Raw genomic sequence first — 15,415 nt, 5'->3', positions numbered from 1 at the left:
CGCTCAGGCGTTCTCGGCGACCCAAAGCGCCATCACGGCGGCCGCGTCCATGAAGTCGTCGATCTCCATCGCCTCCTTCGGGTTATGGCTGCCATGCTCGTTGCGCACGAAGAGCATCGCGACGGGCACGCCTGCCGCAGCGAAGGCTGCGGAATCATGCGAGGCCGGGCTGCCGAGCGGAATCGAGGAGATCGCGAGGCGCTCGGCTCCCGCGGTTAGCGCAGCGCGGATGGCGGGATCGACCAGCCCGACCGCCGCCGAGGCGCGCTGGCCCAGCTCGAACGTCACCCGCCGCTGCGCCTCGATCCGGCGGATCGCCTCGTGCATGCGCGTCTCGATGCCGGCAAGGATCGCCTCGTCATAGGCGCGCATGTCGAGGCTGAACTGGAATTCGCCCGGCACGGTCGTCATCCCATGCAGTTCGACATTGGTGTGGAAGCGGCCGAAGGTCACGGCGATCTGGATGCCTTTCGCCTCGTGCTCGGCCCAGATCTCGTCGAGAGCATGGGCCAGCTCCATGCCCGCCATCGCAGCGTCGCGACGGAAGCGGCGGGGCGTGCCGACATGGTCGTGCCGCCCGACGATGCGGGCGTCGGGATAGCGGACATTGCCGGGAATGCCGGTGCAGACAGCGATCGGATGGCCGGCCTCGAACAGGCTCGGCGCCTGCTCGATATGAACCTCCAGGAAGGCGCGGATGCGCTGCGGATCGAGGGCCCGCTCGCCGCGACGCAACGCGTCGGGATCGCCGCCGCACTCGCGCATGTGCTGCGCGAGGCTGCGGCGTGTGTCGATGCGGGTCGCCTCCAGCGCACCGTCCGGCAGCGTGCCGAGTGCCGAGCGGCTGCCGATATAGGAGACCTGGAACCAGACGCTTTCCTCGGCCCTGACGCCCATCACCGTGACGTCCCGTTGCGGCCGCAGGCCGAGCGCGCGCAGCGCCGCGATCGTCGCCAGCCCCGCGATGACCCCCGCCGCGCCGTCGAAATTGCCGCCATGGGGAACGCTGTCGAGATGCGAGCCCATCAGGATCGTCGGCGCGTCGGCGTCAGTTCCCCGCCAGGTGGCATATGTGTTGGCGGCGGCATCCGTCGTGACATCGAGGCCGGAGCGCGATGCGGCCTCGACCATCACCTCATGGCCGAAATTCTCCCCTGCGCCATAGGTATCGCGCATGATGCCGGGATGGCCCTGGCTGCCGGCTGCGAGCGTCTCGAACAGCCGCTCCACCATTCCGCGCTGTGCGTTGACCGCATCGCGGATCGCCTCGGGCGTGATGGCCCCGATGTCCTGCTCTTGCGCTGCGGCGTCACTCATGAGGCTGGCTTGTCGAAATAGCCGGCGCGCACGGCGGCACCGATCATGTTGACGATGAAGCGGCCGGCGGTGATGCAGGTGATCTGGTTGACGTCGCTGCGGGGCGTGATCTCGACCACGTCCATCCCGACGACGCGCCCCTTGCCGACGAGGCCGTGGATCAGGGTGCGAACCTGCGGGAAGGTCAGGCCGCCGGGGCAGGGGCCGGCGACGCCGGGCGCGATCGAGGGGTCGATGCCATCCATGTCGATCGTCAGGTAGTAGCGCCCGCCGGCCGGAATGCGATCGAGCACCGCCTGCATGCCGCGCTCATGCACCTCGTAGGAGGGCACGAGGTGCGCGCCATAGGCCAGGGCCGCCTCAACCTCCTCGGTCCGGGCGCTGCCGGTGGCGTGCAGCCCGATCTGGAAGATCTCGCCGATATGGGCCATCTCGGAGGCGCGCCGGATTGGACTCGACAGGCCGGTCGTCACGCCGTTGACCTCCTGGCGCCAGTCGAGATGCTGGTCGACCTGGATCAGCGTGATCGGACCGTCGCCATCCAGAGCGCGCAGCACCGGGATCGGTATGCCATGATCGCCGCCGAGCACGATCGGCATGGCACCGGCAGCCCGAATCTTCCGGATAGCGGCCTCTGCCTTGACGGAATGTGCCGTGAGATCGCGAAAATCTCCGACGATATCGCCGCAATCGACCGCCCGGATCGGCCGGTTGTCGTAGAGCGGTCCCCCCAGGTCGAAGTCGTAGCGCTCAATCGAACGCTGGATCCGGTCCGTGGCCTGGCGCATGGCGGCCGGCATGTTGGTCTGGTCGTTGACGATGTCGGCGAAGCTGTAGGCATTGCCATAGGGGATGCCGAGAAAGGCGATGTCGGCCTGGAGATTGTCGAGATCGGTGGCGAGTTCCGCATAGAGGAAGGTCGCGTGGCCGGTCTTGGGAGCGGTCGTCAGCGTCATCGGCGGTCCTCGGCCCTGGCGCGGCCTGCCAGCCGGAGGCGGCCGCTTTCGCCGAGGGCGACACTGGTTCAACCGCTTCGTGCAGGCAACGGACCGCCTTATCAAGAATCCGGGGGTGGCATTCGCCGCGCGAATACCCGGTCCTTCAGGAGAGGCGCGACACGGTCTCTCCGGCCACGATCCGCACCTCGCGCAGGAAGGCCTCCGCCGCGCGCGACAGCGGCCGCTTGCGCGAGCGGACGACGGATGCCGAGACCGGCGAGGCTGGCTCGAAGCGCCTGACGGCCAGATTCTTCGCCGAGAGCGGCGACAGCGGATCGACCACGGCGACGCCGACCCCGCTCTCGGCGAGGATGCAGGCGGTGTTGCAGTAGCGCACCTCGACGGACGAGCGGAACGGAACTCCGACCTCGGCGAAGGCCTGCCGCACGATGGTGCCCATCTTCGTGCCGCGCTCCAGCGCGATGAAGGCGGTCGATCGCAGGTCGTCGGGCGTGATCGTCTCCTTCGCCGCCAGCGGATGGTCGGGCCGCATCACGCAGACCATGCGTTCGGAGAAGAAGGATTCGCCCTCGAGCCCGCGATAATCGTTCAGCCCCAGCACGAAGCCGAGTTCGGCCAGACCGTTGTCGACGCTCTCGATGACGTTCTCGAAGCGGCGGATGTCGAAGGAGACCCGCGTGTTCGGTCGCTTGGCGAGGAAATTGCGCAGCGCGATCGGGATCACGCTGTAGCCGAGCGGCGGCGTCGCGATGATCCGGACATGCCCGGTGCGATTCTCCTTCAGATCCTGCACCTTCGCCTCGAAGGCGGCGTGCATGTTGAAGATCGGATCGGAGTCGAGGCAGAGTTCCCGGGCCTCGGCCGTCGGGAACAGACGGTTGTTGATCCGCTCGAACAGGGGAAAGCCGATCTGGCTCTCCAGATGCTTGATCGCATTGCTGACGGCCGGCTGCGACAGGCCGAGTTCATGTGCCGCCCGCACTGTCGTCTCGCAACGGACGACCGCTCTCAGCAGTTCGATCTGACGCAGGTTCATATTCTGGCTCTGAATAGGGTTCGGTCGATCCTATTTCGCCAGCAAATCATGTGCCACTTGGTCGTGCCTCGCAAGCCGGCCGCTCAGGCGTCGTCGCTCAGGCGTCGAGGAAGGGGATCTCACCCTTGGGCGGCGCGATGTCGCCGTTGGCCTCGACCATGCGCCGCCAGACCGCTTCGGTCACCGCCTGCGCCTCGGCCAGCAGCGCCGGCTCGTCGATGCTCAGCACCTTGCGGTCGCGCATCACGAATTCGCCGTCGACCATGACCGAATGGACCAGCCCGGGATGGGCGTAGTTCACGATGTTGGAGGTCAGCCGGATGATCGGGCGCATCGCCGGCTGGTTGAGATCGAGCAGGGTGAGGTCGGCCTTCTTGCCGATCTCGACGGAGCCGATCTCACTGAGGGAGCCGAGCGTGCGGGCGCCGTTGCGGGTGGCCATGTCGAGCACGGCCTGCGGCTGCGGATCGAGTCCACCCTCCTGTTCGCGGCCGAAACCGGCGCGATGCACGATCATGCCGATCTTCATCGCCTGGAACATGTCCTCGGTCATGTTGTCGGTGCCGAGCGCGATGTTGACGCCGGCGTCGCGGATCGGTCCGATCAGGACGCGATGCGGCCCCTTGCGCGAGGAGGGCGCCGGGTTGTGCGCCATGCTGACGCCGCGCTCGGCCAGCAGCGCAATGTCCTCGCGCGTGCAGAAGGTCCAGTGCGCGCAGGTGAGATCGGGCCCGAGGAAGCCTTCGCGGTCGAGATAGCCCGCCGGCGTCAGCCCGTGCGCGGCCTTCACGGCGGCGATCTCGCCGGTGCTCTGGGCAAGGTGACAAGTCCTTGTCAGGCCATGGCGCTGCGCCAGCTCCATGATCTTGCCGAGCATCGATGGCGAGCAATTGTCGGGCGCATGGGCCGCCACCTGGCAGTTGACGCGGCCGTTGCGGGCGCCGTGCCAGGTTTCGATCAGGTCCTGCGTCCGGTCGAGGAACTGCCGCCCGAAGGCCTCGTCGATCCCGTATTCGCCGAAGCGGATCTTGCGCGTGTCGATGTCGGCGCAGCTCTCGGAGAGCCAGAGCCTCATGCCGGTGTCAGCCATCGCGCCGGCATAGGAGGGGACGTGGCGGAAGGGGTCGACCAGCGTCGTCGTGCCGCTGCGGATCGCCTCCAGGCAGCCGAGCGCGGCCATCACCGCCCGCTCATGGTCGCTCATCGTGTAGGAGATCGGCGACATGTAGCGGTAGATGATCTCGCCGTCCCAGTCCTCGACCGTGCCGCGCAGCGCCGTCAGCACGGTATGCGTGTGGGCGTTGACGAAGCCGGGCAGGACGGCAAGGCCGCGGCCGTCGAGCCGTTCATGCGTCGGGAAGTCCCGCTCCAGCGTCGCCGCGTCACCAATCGCCGCGATCCGGTTGCCGGTGATGGCGATGGAGGCGCCGTCGAGGATGCGCCGCTCGTCGTCGCAGGTGACGATTTTTGCGTCGGAAATCAGCAGGTTCATGAGGCGTTCAATCCAGTCTGCGCGAGGAGGCGCGGTCTCAGAGGCGGGCGACCGTCTCCTGCGCCACGAAATGCGCGGCGATCTCGCGGCCGGTCGCGATCCAGACGTCGCCGAAGCCGCGGGCGCGGGCAAGGAAGTCACGCATGATGCCGAAGCGCATCGGCCGGCCCGAGACCTGCGGATGCATCACCATCGAGACCAGCCCGCCCCATTCGCGGGTCTGGTCGAGCTCGCCGTTCCAGATCGACAGCACATGCTCGCTCGGGAACATCGGGCGCGGGCTGAAGCGCTGCGACAGCCCGTAGAGCCAGTCGTCGAAGGAGGCGTTGATCGGCAGTTCGATCACGCCCGCCGAGCCGTCGCGCTGCCGGTGGCGATAGGGCCTGATGTCGTCGCGGAAGGATGAGGAATAGAGGATGCCGCGCTCGCGGATATGGGCCAGCAGTTCGTCGTAATTCTCGCCGCCGGCCGCGCGGTAGCCGACCGGGACGACGCCGAGCACGCGCTTCAGCGACGCCATGCCCTTCTCGAACTCCTCCTGGTCGGCGGCGAAATTGGCAGGGTCGGGGCGATTGTGGAGATAGCCGTGATGGCCGATCTCATGGCCGTCCCGAACGATGGCCTCGCACATCGCCGGATGCACGTCGACGATCCAGCCGGGGATGAAGAACGTCGCCTTGATCTCGACGCTGCGGAGATGCTCGAGGATCTTTGGCACGCCGACGCGTTCCTCGTAGCCGCCGAAGGAGAGCGTCACCAGCCGGTCCGTATTGGCGGCGTCGTGCTGGAGCCAGGCGGTTTCGCCATCGACGTCGAAGGCGGGGAAGAGCGCGCAGCTCTTGCCGGCAGGCCAAGGATACTCCGGCGCTGGATCAGCGAGATTGGCGGTCCGCAGCGGAAAGACGGTCGTCATGGCTTTGTCTCGCATCCGGCGCTGACCGGCGCTTCATGCACCGGCTCTCCGATCGCGCCGACGATAGCAAACCAGCGGCCCGGCGAGAGAGCGACGGCCGCAGCGACGCTATCATTTGTTCGGGTCGTCTATTTGCGCTGTTTATAGCGTCGAGCGGGCGCGCTGGACCGGAAGGCCATGCCGAACAGCTCCGGCTGGGCAACCTCGGGACGCCGATCAGGAATATTCAGGCCGGCGCGGCGTGAACACGTCGAGATTGATCACCGGCTCGTCACCGACGACCTCGCCCCAATGCTCGACGCCCGACGGGATCAGCACGAGCCCGCCGGGGCCGACCAGATGCTCCTGCCCGCCGATGAAGAAGCGGATGGTGCCGCTGATGATGTAGGCGATCTGCTCATGCGGGTGGCTGTGGGGCTTGGGCTCATGGCCGGGCATCAGCCGGTGCAACGCCACCGTGGCTGCGTTGCCTGAAAAGCCCTTGCGGTCGACGCCCGGACGCACCGGCGTCCACGGAATTTGGCTCCAGTCGATCTTGTGAATGTCCATGGCGGATCTCCCGTGATGATGGATTATTTGGCCGCGCCGAGAATGCCGGACGGCCGGATGAACAGGAACAGCAGCAGCACCGAGAGCGCCGCGACGTTCTTCAGCCCGGCGCCGAAGCCGACGATGGCCAGCGCCTGGAGCAGGCCGAGCAGCAGCCCGCCGAGGAAGGCGCCGAAGGGCCGGCCGAAGCCGCCGACGATCGCCGCGATGAATCCGCTGATCGCGAAGGGCACGCCGACATTGAAGGCGGTGTACTGCGTCGGCGTGATCAGGATGCCGGCGATCGCGCCCAGCGCCGCGCTCAATGCGAAGGCGAGCGCCAGCATGCGCGAGACGGGTATGCCCTGCAGCGCGGCGGCCTCGCGGTTGATCGAGCAGGCGCGCATCGCCTTGCCGGTCTTGGTCAGGCTGAAGAAGGCCGCGAGCAAACCGACGATCGCGAGTGATCCGCCGACGATCCAGATCAGCTGGTAGCCGATCGCGACGGAGCCGATCATCAGGGGCGGCCGGTCGGTGAAGACGGGCAGCGTCTTGGGCTGGTCGCCGACCGCGATCAGGGTCAGCCGTTCGATCACGATCTGGGCGGCGAGCGTCGCCAGGATCATCACGAACATCGTCGCCTTGCGGTTCCACAAGGGCCGCACGACGACGCGCTCGATCGCCACGCCGAGCACGGCGACCGCCGCGATCGCGATCAGGGCCGCGACCGGCAGCGGCACGCCGCTGCGCGAAAATAGCACCTGGGTGATCATGCCGCCGAGCATCACGAACGCTCCTTGAGCGAAGTTCACGATGCCGCTGGCGTTGTAGATGACGCAAAAGCCGATGCCGATCAGCCCGTAGACGCAGCCGATGCCGAGCCCGCTGACGAGAACCTGGGGAATGTAGCTCCAGTCAGCCATGGGCCGCCTCCTGCGTGGCGGCATCGTTCGCGGCAGGCTTGCCCGTGCCGAGATAGGCCGCGATCACGGCGGGGTTCGCGCGCACCTGCGCCGGCGTGCCTTGCGCGATCTTGCGGCCGAAATCGACCACGACGACGCGGTCGGCGGTGTTCATCACCAGGGTCATGTCGTGTTCGATCAGGAGCACGCTGGTGCCCTCGTCGGCAATGCGCCGGATGATGCGCGCGAGTGCCGCCGATTCCTCGGTGTTGAGGCCAGCTGCCGGCTCGTCGAGCAGGATGAGCTTCGGCCCGGCCGCCATCGCGCGGGCGAGCTCCAGCATGCGCTGGCGGCCATAGGGCAAGCCGGAGGCGGGTTCGTCGGCGAAGGCCGACAGGCCGGCGAAGGCGAGCATGTCGCGGGCGCGCGCCTCGACGGTGGCCTCCTCGCGGCGGGCGGAGGCCGGCCGCAGCAAGGCTGCGAAGAGCCCGGCCTTGCCCTGCAGGTGGCAGCCGACCTTGACGTTGTCGAGCACGCTCAGATCCTCGAACAGCTTGACAAGCTGGAAGGTCCTGACCAGCCCGGCTGCGGCAATTTTTGCGGGTGGGCGGCCGGTGATGTCCTGGCCTTCGAAGACGATCCGTCCCGCGCTCGGCGGCAGTGCGCCCGAGATCAGGTTGAACAGCGTCGTCTTGCCGGCGCCGTTGGGGCCGATCACGGCGGTGACGCCCTCGGTGGGAACCTCGAAGGAGACGTCGTCGACCGCGACGAGCCCGCCGAAGCGGCGCGTCACGCCCTCCAGTGTGAGCCGGCTCATGAGCGGCCTCGCGGCGAAAACAGGCTGGCGAGGCCGCGCGGCGCGTAGATCAGGAGCAGGATCAGCGCCGCGCCATAGGCGAGGTCCTGATAGTCCTTGAAGGCGCGGAAGGTCTCGGGCAGCAGGCTGACGATCAGCGCTCCGACCAGCGGCCCGGCGACCGTGCCGATGCCGCCGACATAGAGCATGGTGAAGGTGACGATCACCATGTGCAGGCCGAACACCTCCGGGCTGACATAGCCGACGACATGGACGAACAGCGAGCCCGCCAGCGCCGCGAAGCCGGCCGAGAGCAGGAAGGCCATGAGCTTGTAGCGGGATACGTCGATGCCGAGCGCGGTCGCCGCCTCCTCGCTGCCGGCGACAGCCGAGAGCGCGCGGCCGAAGCGCGAGCGGCGGATGCGCGCGGCGGCGAAGGCGCAGGCGGCCACGACGAGCGCGAGCATGATGAGCTGGCCGCGGTCGGATGTGACCTCATAGGGGCCGATGCCGAAGGGCGGGATGCCGGAGATGCCGAGATAGCCCTGTGTCACCGACTGCCATTCGACGGTGATCTCGTAGGTGATCAGGCCGATGGCGAGCGTGCCCATGGCGAGATAGTGGCCCTTCAGCCGCAGCGCCGGAAAGCCGACGATGGCGGCTGCCAGCAAGGCGGCGGCGATGCCGAGGACCATCGCGGGTAGGGGGCTCCAGCCATAGGTCGCCGTCAGCACGGCCGAGCCGTAGCCGCCGATCGCGGCGAAGGCGTTCTGGCCGAAGGACACCTGCGCGGCGAAGCCCATGAACAGGTTCAGCCCGGTCACGAAGACCGCGTAGATCAGCGCGAAGGAGACCACGGTGGCCGCATAGCCGCCGACGACCATGGCGTAGCCGACCACGGCCACGGCGAAGAGCCAGGGCAGCAGGCCGACGAGCCTCGGCGGGCGCCGTTCAGGCGAAGTAATGGCGGGCGAGATCGTCATGGGATGTGATGTCACGCGGATCCAGTTCGGCGACGATGCGCCCGAGCGAAAGCAGGTAGACGCGGGCTGCGAGTTCCAGCGCCAGCGGCGCCTTCTGCTCGACCAGCACGATCGCCAGGCCTTCGCGGTTCAGGAGGCCGAGCGTCTCCAGGATCTCCCCGGTGACGCGCGGCGCGAGGCCGAGCGAAGGCTCGTCCAGCAGCAGCAGTTTCGGCCCCGCCATCAGCGCGCGGCCGAGCGCCAGCATCTGCTGCTCGCCACCCGACATCGAGCCTGCAGCCTGGCCGAGCCGTTCCTTCAGGCGCGGGAACAGCGTCAGCACCCGGTCGCGCCGGCGGGCGAACTCGGCCTTGTCGCGCAGGCGATAGGCGCCGAGTTCGAGATTGTCGGAAACGCTCATCGGGGCGAACAGGCCGCGCCCTTCCGGCACCAGCACGATGCCGCGCGAGGCCACCGCGACCGCGTCGCTGCGTGGCAGGACATCGCCACGGAACCGGACCTCGCCGCTATTGGCAGAGAGCCCCATGATCGCGCGCAGCAGGGTGGACTTCCCGGCGCCGTTGGGGCCGAGCACGGCGACGAGCTCGCCTTCACCGATCCGGATATCCACGCCGTGCAGGGCGTGGATATGGCCATAGCGGGCGGACAGCCCGGTCGCGGCCAGGATCGGCGAAGCAGCGCTCGCGTTCGTGTGCGCCGCGACCGCGAGGCTCACTGCACCACCTTGACCTTGCCGGCCGCGATCGTGGCCAGCACGAAGGGATTCTCGGTGATGCCCTGATGCAGGTCGGGCCGGAAGTTGTAGACGCCGGTCGTACCCTGGAAGCCTTTCAGCTCCTCATAGGCCGCGCGGACCTTCTCGCCCTCGAAGGACTTCGCCTTCTCGATCGCGGCCACCGTCAGCATGACGCCGTCCCAGCCGCGCGAGGCCCAGTTCGGATCGCGATCCTTGAACTTCTCGCGCCAGGGATCTAGGAAGGCCTTGATGCCCGCCTTGAGCGCGCCTTCGGGCAGGGCCTCGTAGACCTGCGACGGCGAGGCGACGAAGAAGAACTTGTCGCCCAGCACCTCGGAGACCGGCCCGAACACGGCGAGGTCCTCCAGGCTGGTCAGCAGGAGCATGTCGGCGCCGAGCTGCTTGATGTTCTTGGCGGCGGTCAGCGTCGTGCCGCCGAGACCGATCTTGAGAATCGCGCCAGCGCCTGCCGAGCGGGCCTTGCTGATCTGGACGCTGAGATCGGCGTCGTCCTGCTTGTACTGGTCGACGGAGACGACCTCGAGGCCGTATTTGGCGGCATTGCGCTCGGCCACGCCCTTCTGGAGGTTGGCGTAAGGGGTCGGGTCGTGCAGCACCGCGATCTTGCGAACTTGCGTCTTCTCCTTGAGGTATTCCAGCCGCTTGTCGACCTCGAACCCGGCGGGGGGCAGGGTGGTGAAGGCCCAGGGCAGGTGCTCTGCCTGCTGCGGCAGGATCGAGCACAGCATCATCGGCACCTTGGCGCGCAGCAGCAGGCCGGCGGCGGCGAAGTTGCCGGCAGAGACGCAGCCGCTGACGAAGACATCGACCTTGTCGGAGCTCAGCATCTTCCGATAGACGGTCACCGCCTCCTGGGGCTCGGAGCGGTTATCCTCCACGATGACCTGGATCTTGCGGCCCATGACGCCGCCCTTGGCGTTCACCGCCGCCGCAGCCAGTTCGACGCCGTCGCGCCAGGCCCGATCGACGGTCGCGGCATAGCCGGTCAGGCCCGCCGAGACGCCGATCTTGTAGAGCTCCTGGGCGCTTGCGCCTGGCGCGCCCGCTGCTGCGATGCTGGCGGCAAGCACGGCCGCAATCAGATTTTGCTTCATCATCTGTCCTCCCGGTTTTCTCTTGTGTCGGCTGGTGGCCCGATGAGGCCCCGCCTTTTTGTTGGTCTTCTCGCTCAGGCCGCCGGCTCGCCGTATCCGCCGCCGCCCGGTGTCTCTAACCGCACCACGTCGCCGGCCTTCATCGTCAGCTTCTTGGCTTCGCTCACAGGCTGTCCGTTGACGAGGAAACGCCCCGGCGCCCCCGAAAGCCCGCCATCGATGCCGTCGGGTCCGCGTTCGAGCCGACTTGGCACGGCATTGAGCAGCCAGGCATGGTCGGTGCGCATGTGGAACTGGATGATCTGGCCCTCGCCGCCCTGCATCCGGCCCTTGCCGCCCGAGCCGCTGCGCAGCTCCTTGCGGTCGAAGACGATCGGCATCGCCGCTTCCAGGATCTCGATCGGCACCGCCGCGACGCCGGTCGGGTAGCAGGTCGCGCTGGGGCCGGGCTTGCCGGCCCGCGCGCCCATGCCGCCGGAATAATTGAACATCGACGAGGTGAAGGCCTCGCCATTGGGTTTGCGGCCCTGGATCTGGATGGTCCAGACCGCGCCCGACCCCTCCGCCAGGACGCGCTCAGGCATGACCTGGTGCAGCGCCTTGAGGATCGGCATCGGCACATACATGCCCACGACATGGCGCGCATTCACCGGCGCCGGATAGGCGCAGTTGATGATCGAGCCGACCGGCGCGCGCACCTCGATGGGCGCCAGCGAGCCGGTGTTGTTGGGCAAGTCCGGATTGAGGCAGGAGCGCACCGCGAAGGTCGAATAGGCATGGGTGTAGTTCAGCACGACGTTGATGCCCGTCGTCGTCTGCGGCGATGAACCAGCGAAATCGATGATGATCGCGCCGGCCTCGGTATCGACGGTGACCGCGGTCTTCAGCGTGATGATCTCGCCGCCGGGCACGTCGAAGATCGCCTCGCCATGATAGGTGCCGGGCTTGAGCTTGCGGATGGCGTTGCGCGTCGCCTCCTCGGACCGGTTGATGATCTCGTCCGACAGGGCCTCGATGTCGTCGATGCCGTAGCGCTCGCACAGGGTGATCAGATGCTCGGCGGCGGCCTCGCCGGACGAGACCTGCGCCGAGAGGTCGCCGAAGACGGCGTCGGGCGTGCGGACGTTGCGGCGGATGATGTCGTGCAGCATCTCGCTCGGCTTGCCGCGCTCATAGAGCTTCAGCGGCGGGATCCAGAGACCCTCCTCATGCACGTCGCGGGCGCCGGCGCCGATGCCGTAGCCGCCGATATCGGTGTGGTGGATCGTCGAGCCGATATAGGCGAGCAGCTTCGCCCCGTCATAGATCGGCGTCAGGATGGTGATGTCGAAGAAATGCCCGGCCGAAAGCCAGGGATCGTTGGTGATCAGCACGTCGCCGGGCTCGCAACGTCCCTCGAACAGCTTCACCAGATGGCTGCCTGCGATCGCGAGCGAGTTGATGTGGCCGGGCGTGCCGGTGTTGGCCTGCGCAACCATGCGGCCGCGCTTGTCGAAGAGCGCGCAGGCAAGGTCGCCGGCTTCCCGCACGATCGGGCTGAAGGCGATGCGCTGCAGCGCCTTGGCCCGCTCGTTGACGATGCCGATCAGGTTCGACCAGAGGATTTCGAGCTCGACGCCGTCCATGGGCTGTGTCTTTGCCATCGGGTTCAGCCTTTCGTGGCGACGATGCAGCCGAGCGCGTCGATCGTCGCGCTCCAGCCGGGAGGCAGCGCGGTCGTGGTCTCGCGCTCCTCGATGATGGCGGGCCCGGCGATGGTCTGGCCGGTGGCGAGCGCGGCGCGCTCATAGACGGCGACGGACTGGCCGTCCTCCCAGGCATGCACCGGGCGATGGCGCTTGGCGGCGCCGGCCGCGATCTGGGCGCGTTCCTGGCCGTCGAAATGCGGCAGGGGACCGCGCGCGACGACGCGCCAGGTGACCAGCTCGATCGGCACATGCGAGGGATTGACGCCGTAGAGCGTGCGATAGGCCGCCTCGAACTGCGCGGTCAGCACGGCAGGGTCGCGGCTCTGGCGCGGATCGGTCTCGAAGATGATCGTGACCTCGTGCTGCTGGCCGACATAGCGCATGTCGGCGCCGACGAGGATGGTGACGTCGGCCGCCGCGCAGCCGGATTCTCCCAGCGCCGTCAGCCCCTCGCTCTCGAGATCGCCGAGGACGCGGTCGACGCGCTCCCAGTCGAGATGGTCGACGCGCGTCAGGTCGCTGCGCACGAGGTCGAGCCGGACAGGCGTGACCAGCGTGCCGAAGGCCGAGAGCACGCTCGATTGCGGCGGCACGATCACGCTCGTGCTCTGCAGCAGGTCGGCGACGCCGCAGGCATGCAAGGGGCCGGCGCCGCCGAAGGCGAAGAGCGGCAGGCCGCGATAATCGACGCCGCGATCGGTCGCATGGGTGCGTGCCGCCGAAGCCATCGCCTCGGTCACGATGCGGTAGATGCCGCGCGCCGCCTGGACCGGGTTGAGGCCGAGCGCCTCGCCGAGCCGCGTCAGCGCCGCGTCGCAGACAGCCTTGTCGAGCGACATGTCGCCCCCCAGGAAGTTCTCGGCGTCGATCAGCCCGAGCACGAGGTCGGCATCGGTGACGGTCGCGCTCTTCCCGCCGCGCCCATAGCAGGCCGGACCCGGATTGGAGCCGGCGCTTTCAGGCCCGACCTTGAGCAGGCCGAGATCGTCGACATGGGCGATGCTGCCGCCGCCGGCGCCGATCTCGATGAGGTCGATCGAGGGCACGGTGACGGGCAGGCCGCTGCCTTCGCGGAAGCGGTAGCGCCGGTCGACCTCGAACAGCCCGGTGATCAGCGGCGTGCGGTTCTCGATCAGGCAGGCCTTGGCCGTGGTGCCGCCCATGTCGAAGGACATCAGCCGGTCGATGCCGAGAAGCTCGGCATAATGGCAGGCCGCCAGCGCACCAGCGGCGGGGCCGCTCTCGATCATCCGGACGGGGTTCTTTCCGGCCGTCTCCGCACCGACGACGCCGCCCGAGGACAGCATGATCAGCGGCGTGTTGGCGAAGCCTTCCATGCGCAGCCGGTCGCTGAGGCGCTTGAGATAGGGCTGCGAGATCGGCATCGCATAGGCGTTCACCGTCGCGGTCGAGGCGCGCTGATACTCGCGGATCTGCGGCGCGACCTCGGCCGAGGTGCAGATGAAGACGTCGTTGAGCTCACGCGCCAGGGCGCCGGCGACCGCAGCCTCGTTGTCGGGATTGGCGAAGCTGTTGAGGAAGCAGATCGCGACCGCACGCGCGCCGCTGGCACGGATATCGGCGGCGAGCTTCGTGATGTCCTCGGCCGTCGGCGCAAGCGCCACCGTGCCGTCCGCCAGCACGCGCTCCTTGAGGCCGAAGGTCAGCTCGCGCGTCACCAGCGGCTCGGGGAACTCGATCTGGGGATCGTACATGTCGTAGCGGTGCTCGTTGCGGATCGAGAGCACGTCGCAGAAGCCCTCGGTGACGACGAGCGCGGTGGGCAGCCCCTTGCGCTCAATCAGCGCGTTGGTGACGACCGTCGTGGCATGGACGACGACGCCGTCGATGGCATCGGCGTCGATGCCGGCCTTGCCCATCACGGACTCGACGCCGCGGAAGAAGCCTTCCAGCAGGTCGTGATGGGTGGTCAGCGTCTTGTCGACGCTCAAACCGCCGCTGGAGTCGCGCAGCACGATGTCGGTGAAGGTCCCGCCGATATCGACGGCCAGCGAATAGGTCATGCTCTCGGTCTCTCAGTCTTGCCAGGTCAGGCCGCGCGAAATGCGTGCGGCGGTGCCGACGACCTCGCGGATTTGGTCGGGATCGGGGGTCGGGGGAATGAACTGCGTCGCGCCGACGATGGCGATCGAGCCGACGAGCGTCTGGCGATGATCGAAAACGGGCGCGGCGAGTGTGTTGACGCCGGTGATGACCTCGTCGGGCGCCGTCGCCCAGCCGCGTTCGCGCACGAGGGCGAGATCGGCGAGCAGGGCCTCCTTCGTGACGATCGTCGCGGGGGTCCAGGCCTGGAGCGGGCCGTCGGCGATGGCAGCCGTGCGCTCCTTCGAGCCGAAGGCGAGCCAGATCTTGCCATGCGCGCTGGCGTGAAAGGCCAGCCGCGTGCCGGGGCGGGTTGCAAATTCGATCAGCGTGCGGCCCTGGATCAGCTCGAGCACGATCAGCTCGGTGTCGATTGCGGCGCAGACCGTCACGGCCTGGCCGGTATGGTCGCGCAGGGTCATGAGGTCCGCGCGCGCCGCGCTGACGATGTCGAAGCGCTGCCGCAGTGCCTCGCCCAGCACCATCAGCTTGATGCCGGCCTCATAGCGGCCGGTTTCAGGCTCCTGGCGGACGAAGCCATGGCGCTGCAGCGTCACCAGATGCCGATAGATCGTCGCCTTCGAGGAGGACAGCGCCTCGGCGATCTGCGCGAGCGCAGCCGGGCGGCTCTGCTGGACAAGATACTCGACAGCGCGAAGCGCGAGATCGAGCGTGCTGGTGCCGGCAGGCGCAGATTTTCCCGAAGCTGAATCCGGTTCCGTCACTCTGGCGTTTCCCTGTGTTTCATTTCATATAATGAAACATCATTTTGTTATTTGATACGCTAGCAGAAAGAGAGGCCTCGTCAACTGCCTTGTGAGAGCGGGGAGAAGCGGGTGGATAGGGC

The 15,415-nt window shown here is 67.7% G+C and carries 14 protein-coding genes; all 14 read right to left on the bottom strand.

Translation table 11 applies throughout. The annotated features are described in order from the left end of the window. Positions 1–3: 3 nt before the first annotated feature. Complete coding sequence (locus tag AE618_RS09130; protein ID WP_082365118.1) at positions 4–1,317, bottom strand: Zn-dependent hydrolase; 1,314 nt, start codon at positions 1,315–1,317, stop codon at positions 4–6. Further along, positions 1,314–2,273, bottom strand: coding sequence for an agmatinase (locus AE618_RS09125; protein ID WP_054208749.1), 960 nt, complete (start codon positions 2,271–2,273; stop codon positions 1,314–1,316). The genes AE618_RS09130 and AE618_RS09125 overlap by 4 nt, the downstream gene beginning before the upstream one ends. Positions 2,274–2,418: 145 nt before the next feature. Continuing rightward, positions 2,419–3,312 (bottom strand): LysR family transcriptional regulator, encoded by an 894-nt coding sequence (locus AE618_RS09120; RefSeq protein WP_054208748.1) that lies wholly within the window; start codon positions 3,310–3,312, stop codon positions 2,419–2,421. Positions 3,313–3,409: 97 nt separating this feature from the next. After that, entirely contained in the window at positions 3,410–4,804 is a 1,395-nt protein-coding gene (locus AE618_RS09115) for an amidohydrolase family protein (protein ID WP_054208747.1), read from the bottom strand. A gap of 37 nt (positions 4,805–4,841) precedes the next feature. Beyond that, the gene (locus tag AE618_RS09110; RefSeq protein ID WP_054208746.1) at positions 4,842–5,732 is read right to left on the bottom strand and encodes a polysaccharide deacetylase family protein; all 891 of its coding nucleotides are present in this window, start codon (positions 5,730–5,732) and stop codon (positions 4,842–4,844) included. Positions 5,733–5,933: 201 nt separating this feature from the next. Next, entirely contained in the window at positions 5,934–6,266 is a 333-nt protein-coding gene (locus tag AE618_RS09105) for a cupin domain-containing protein (RefSeq protein WP_054208745.1), read from the bottom strand. A 23-nt stretch (positions 6,267–6,289) separates the two neighbouring features. Next, the gene (locus AE618_RS09100; protein WP_054208744.1) at positions 6,290–7,168 is read right to left on the bottom strand and encodes a branched-chain amino acid ABC transporter permease; all 879 of its coding nucleotides are present in this window, start codon (positions 7,166–7,168) and stop codon (positions 6,290–6,292) included. Further along, positions 7,161–7,964: an ABC transporter ATP-binding protein gene (locus tag AE618_RS09095; RefSeq protein ID WP_054208743.1), complete on the bottom strand. Its 804-nt coding sequence runs from the start codon at positions 7,962–7,964 to the stop codon at positions 7,161–7,163. The genes AE618_RS09100 and AE618_RS09095 overlap by 8 nt, the downstream gene beginning before the upstream one ends. Continuing rightward, the gene (locus tag AE618_RS09090; protein WP_210166450.1) at positions 7,961–8,941 is read right to left on the bottom strand and encodes a branched-chain amino acid ABC transporter permease; all 981 of its coding nucleotides are present in this window, start codon (positions 8,939–8,941) and stop codon (positions 7,961–7,963) included. Before AE618_RS09090 ends, AE618_RS09095 begins: the two co-directional genes overlap by 4 nt. Next, positions 8,895–9,641, bottom strand: coding sequence for an ABC transporter ATP-binding protein (locus AE618_RS09085; protein WP_082365114.1), 747 nt, complete (start codon positions 9,639–9,641; stop codon positions 8,895–8,897). The genes AE618_RS09090 and AE618_RS09085 overlap by 47 nt, the downstream gene beginning before the upstream one ends. Beyond that, complete coding sequence (locus AE618_RS09080) at positions 9,638–10,780, bottom strand: ABC transporter substrate-binding protein (RefSeq protein WP_054208742.1); 1,143 nt, start codon at positions 10,778–10,780, stop codon at positions 9,638–9,640. The genes AE618_RS09085 and AE618_RS09080 overlap by 4 nt, the downstream gene beginning before the upstream one ends. Before the next feature lie 71 nt (positions 10,781–10,851). Beyond that, positions 10,852–12,420, bottom strand: coding sequence for a hydantoinase B/oxoprolinase family protein (locus AE618_RS09075; protein WP_248310805.1), 1,569 nt, complete (start codon positions 12,418–12,420; stop codon positions 10,852–10,854). Between the two features lie 5 nt (positions 12,421–12,425). Then, positions 12,426–14,489: a hydantoinase/oxoprolinase family protein gene (locus tag AE618_RS09070; protein ID WP_054208740.1), complete on the bottom strand. Its 2,064-nt coding sequence runs from the start codon at positions 14,487–14,489 to the stop codon at positions 12,426–12,428. A gap of 12 nt (positions 14,490–14,501) precedes the next feature. Next, entirely contained in the window at positions 14,502–15,293 is a 792-nt protein-coding gene (locus AE618_RS09065; RefSeq protein WP_054208739.1) for an IclR family transcriptional regulator, read from the bottom strand. Positions 15,294–15,415 lie beyond the last annotated feature (122 nt).

It is taken from the genome of Allobosea vaviloviae (assembly GCF_001298265.1).
Lineage (GTDB): Bacteria > Pseudomonadota > Alphaproteobacteria > Rhizobiales > Beijerinckiaceae > Allobosea > Allobosea vaviloviae_B.
The sequence above is the reverse complement of the archived record's forward strand: the minus strand, read 5'-3'. Positions and strand labels throughout refer to the sequence as shown.

Excerpts from the sequence above, each read along its gene's own strand:
- AE618_RS09130 (WP_082365118.1), bottom strand. The coding sequence starts at position 1,317 with ATGAGTGACGCCGCAGCGCAAGAGCAGGACATCGGGGCCATCACGCCC.
- AE618_RS09125 (WP_054208749.1), bottom strand. The coding sequence starts at position 2,273 with ATGACGCTGACGACCGCTCCCAAGACCGGCCACGCGACCTTCCTCTAT.
- AE618_RS09120 (WP_054208748.1), bottom strand. The coding sequence starts at position 3,312 with ATGAACCTGCGTCAGATCGAACTGCTGAGAGCGGTCGTCCGTTGCGAG.
- AE618_RS09115 (WP_054208747.1), bottom strand. The coding sequence starts at position 4,804 with ATGAACCTGCTGATTTCCGACGCAAAAATCGTCACCTGCGACGACGAG.
- AE618_RS09110 (WP_054208746.1), bottom strand. The coding sequence starts at position 5,732 with ATGCGAGACAAAGCCATGACGACCGTCTTTCCGCTGCGGACCGCCAAT.
- AE618_RS09105 (WP_054208745.1), bottom strand. The coding sequence starts at position 6,266 with ATGGACATTCACAAGATCGACTGGAGCCAAATTCCGTGGACGCCGGTG.
- AE618_RS09100 (WP_054208744.1), bottom strand. The coding sequence starts at position 7,168 with ATGGCTGACTGGAGCTACATTCCCCAGGTTCTCGTCAGCGGGCTCGGC.
- AE618_RS09095 (WP_054208743.1), bottom strand. The coding sequence starts at position 7,964 with ATGAGCCGGCTCACACTGGAGGGCGTGACGCGCCGCTTCGGCGGGCTC.
- AE618_RS09080 (WP_054208742.1), bottom strand. The coding sequence starts at position 10,780 with ATGATGAAGCAAAATCTGATTGCGGCCGTGCTTGCCGCCAGCATCGCA.
- AE618_RS09075 (WP_248310805.1), bottom strand. The coding sequence starts at position 12,420 with ATGGCAAAGACACAGCCCATGGACGGCGTCGAGCTCGAAATCCTCTGG.
- AE618_RS09070 (WP_054208740.1), bottom strand. The coding sequence starts at position 14,489 with ATGACCTATTCGCTGGCCGTCGATATCGGCGGGACCTTCACCGACATC.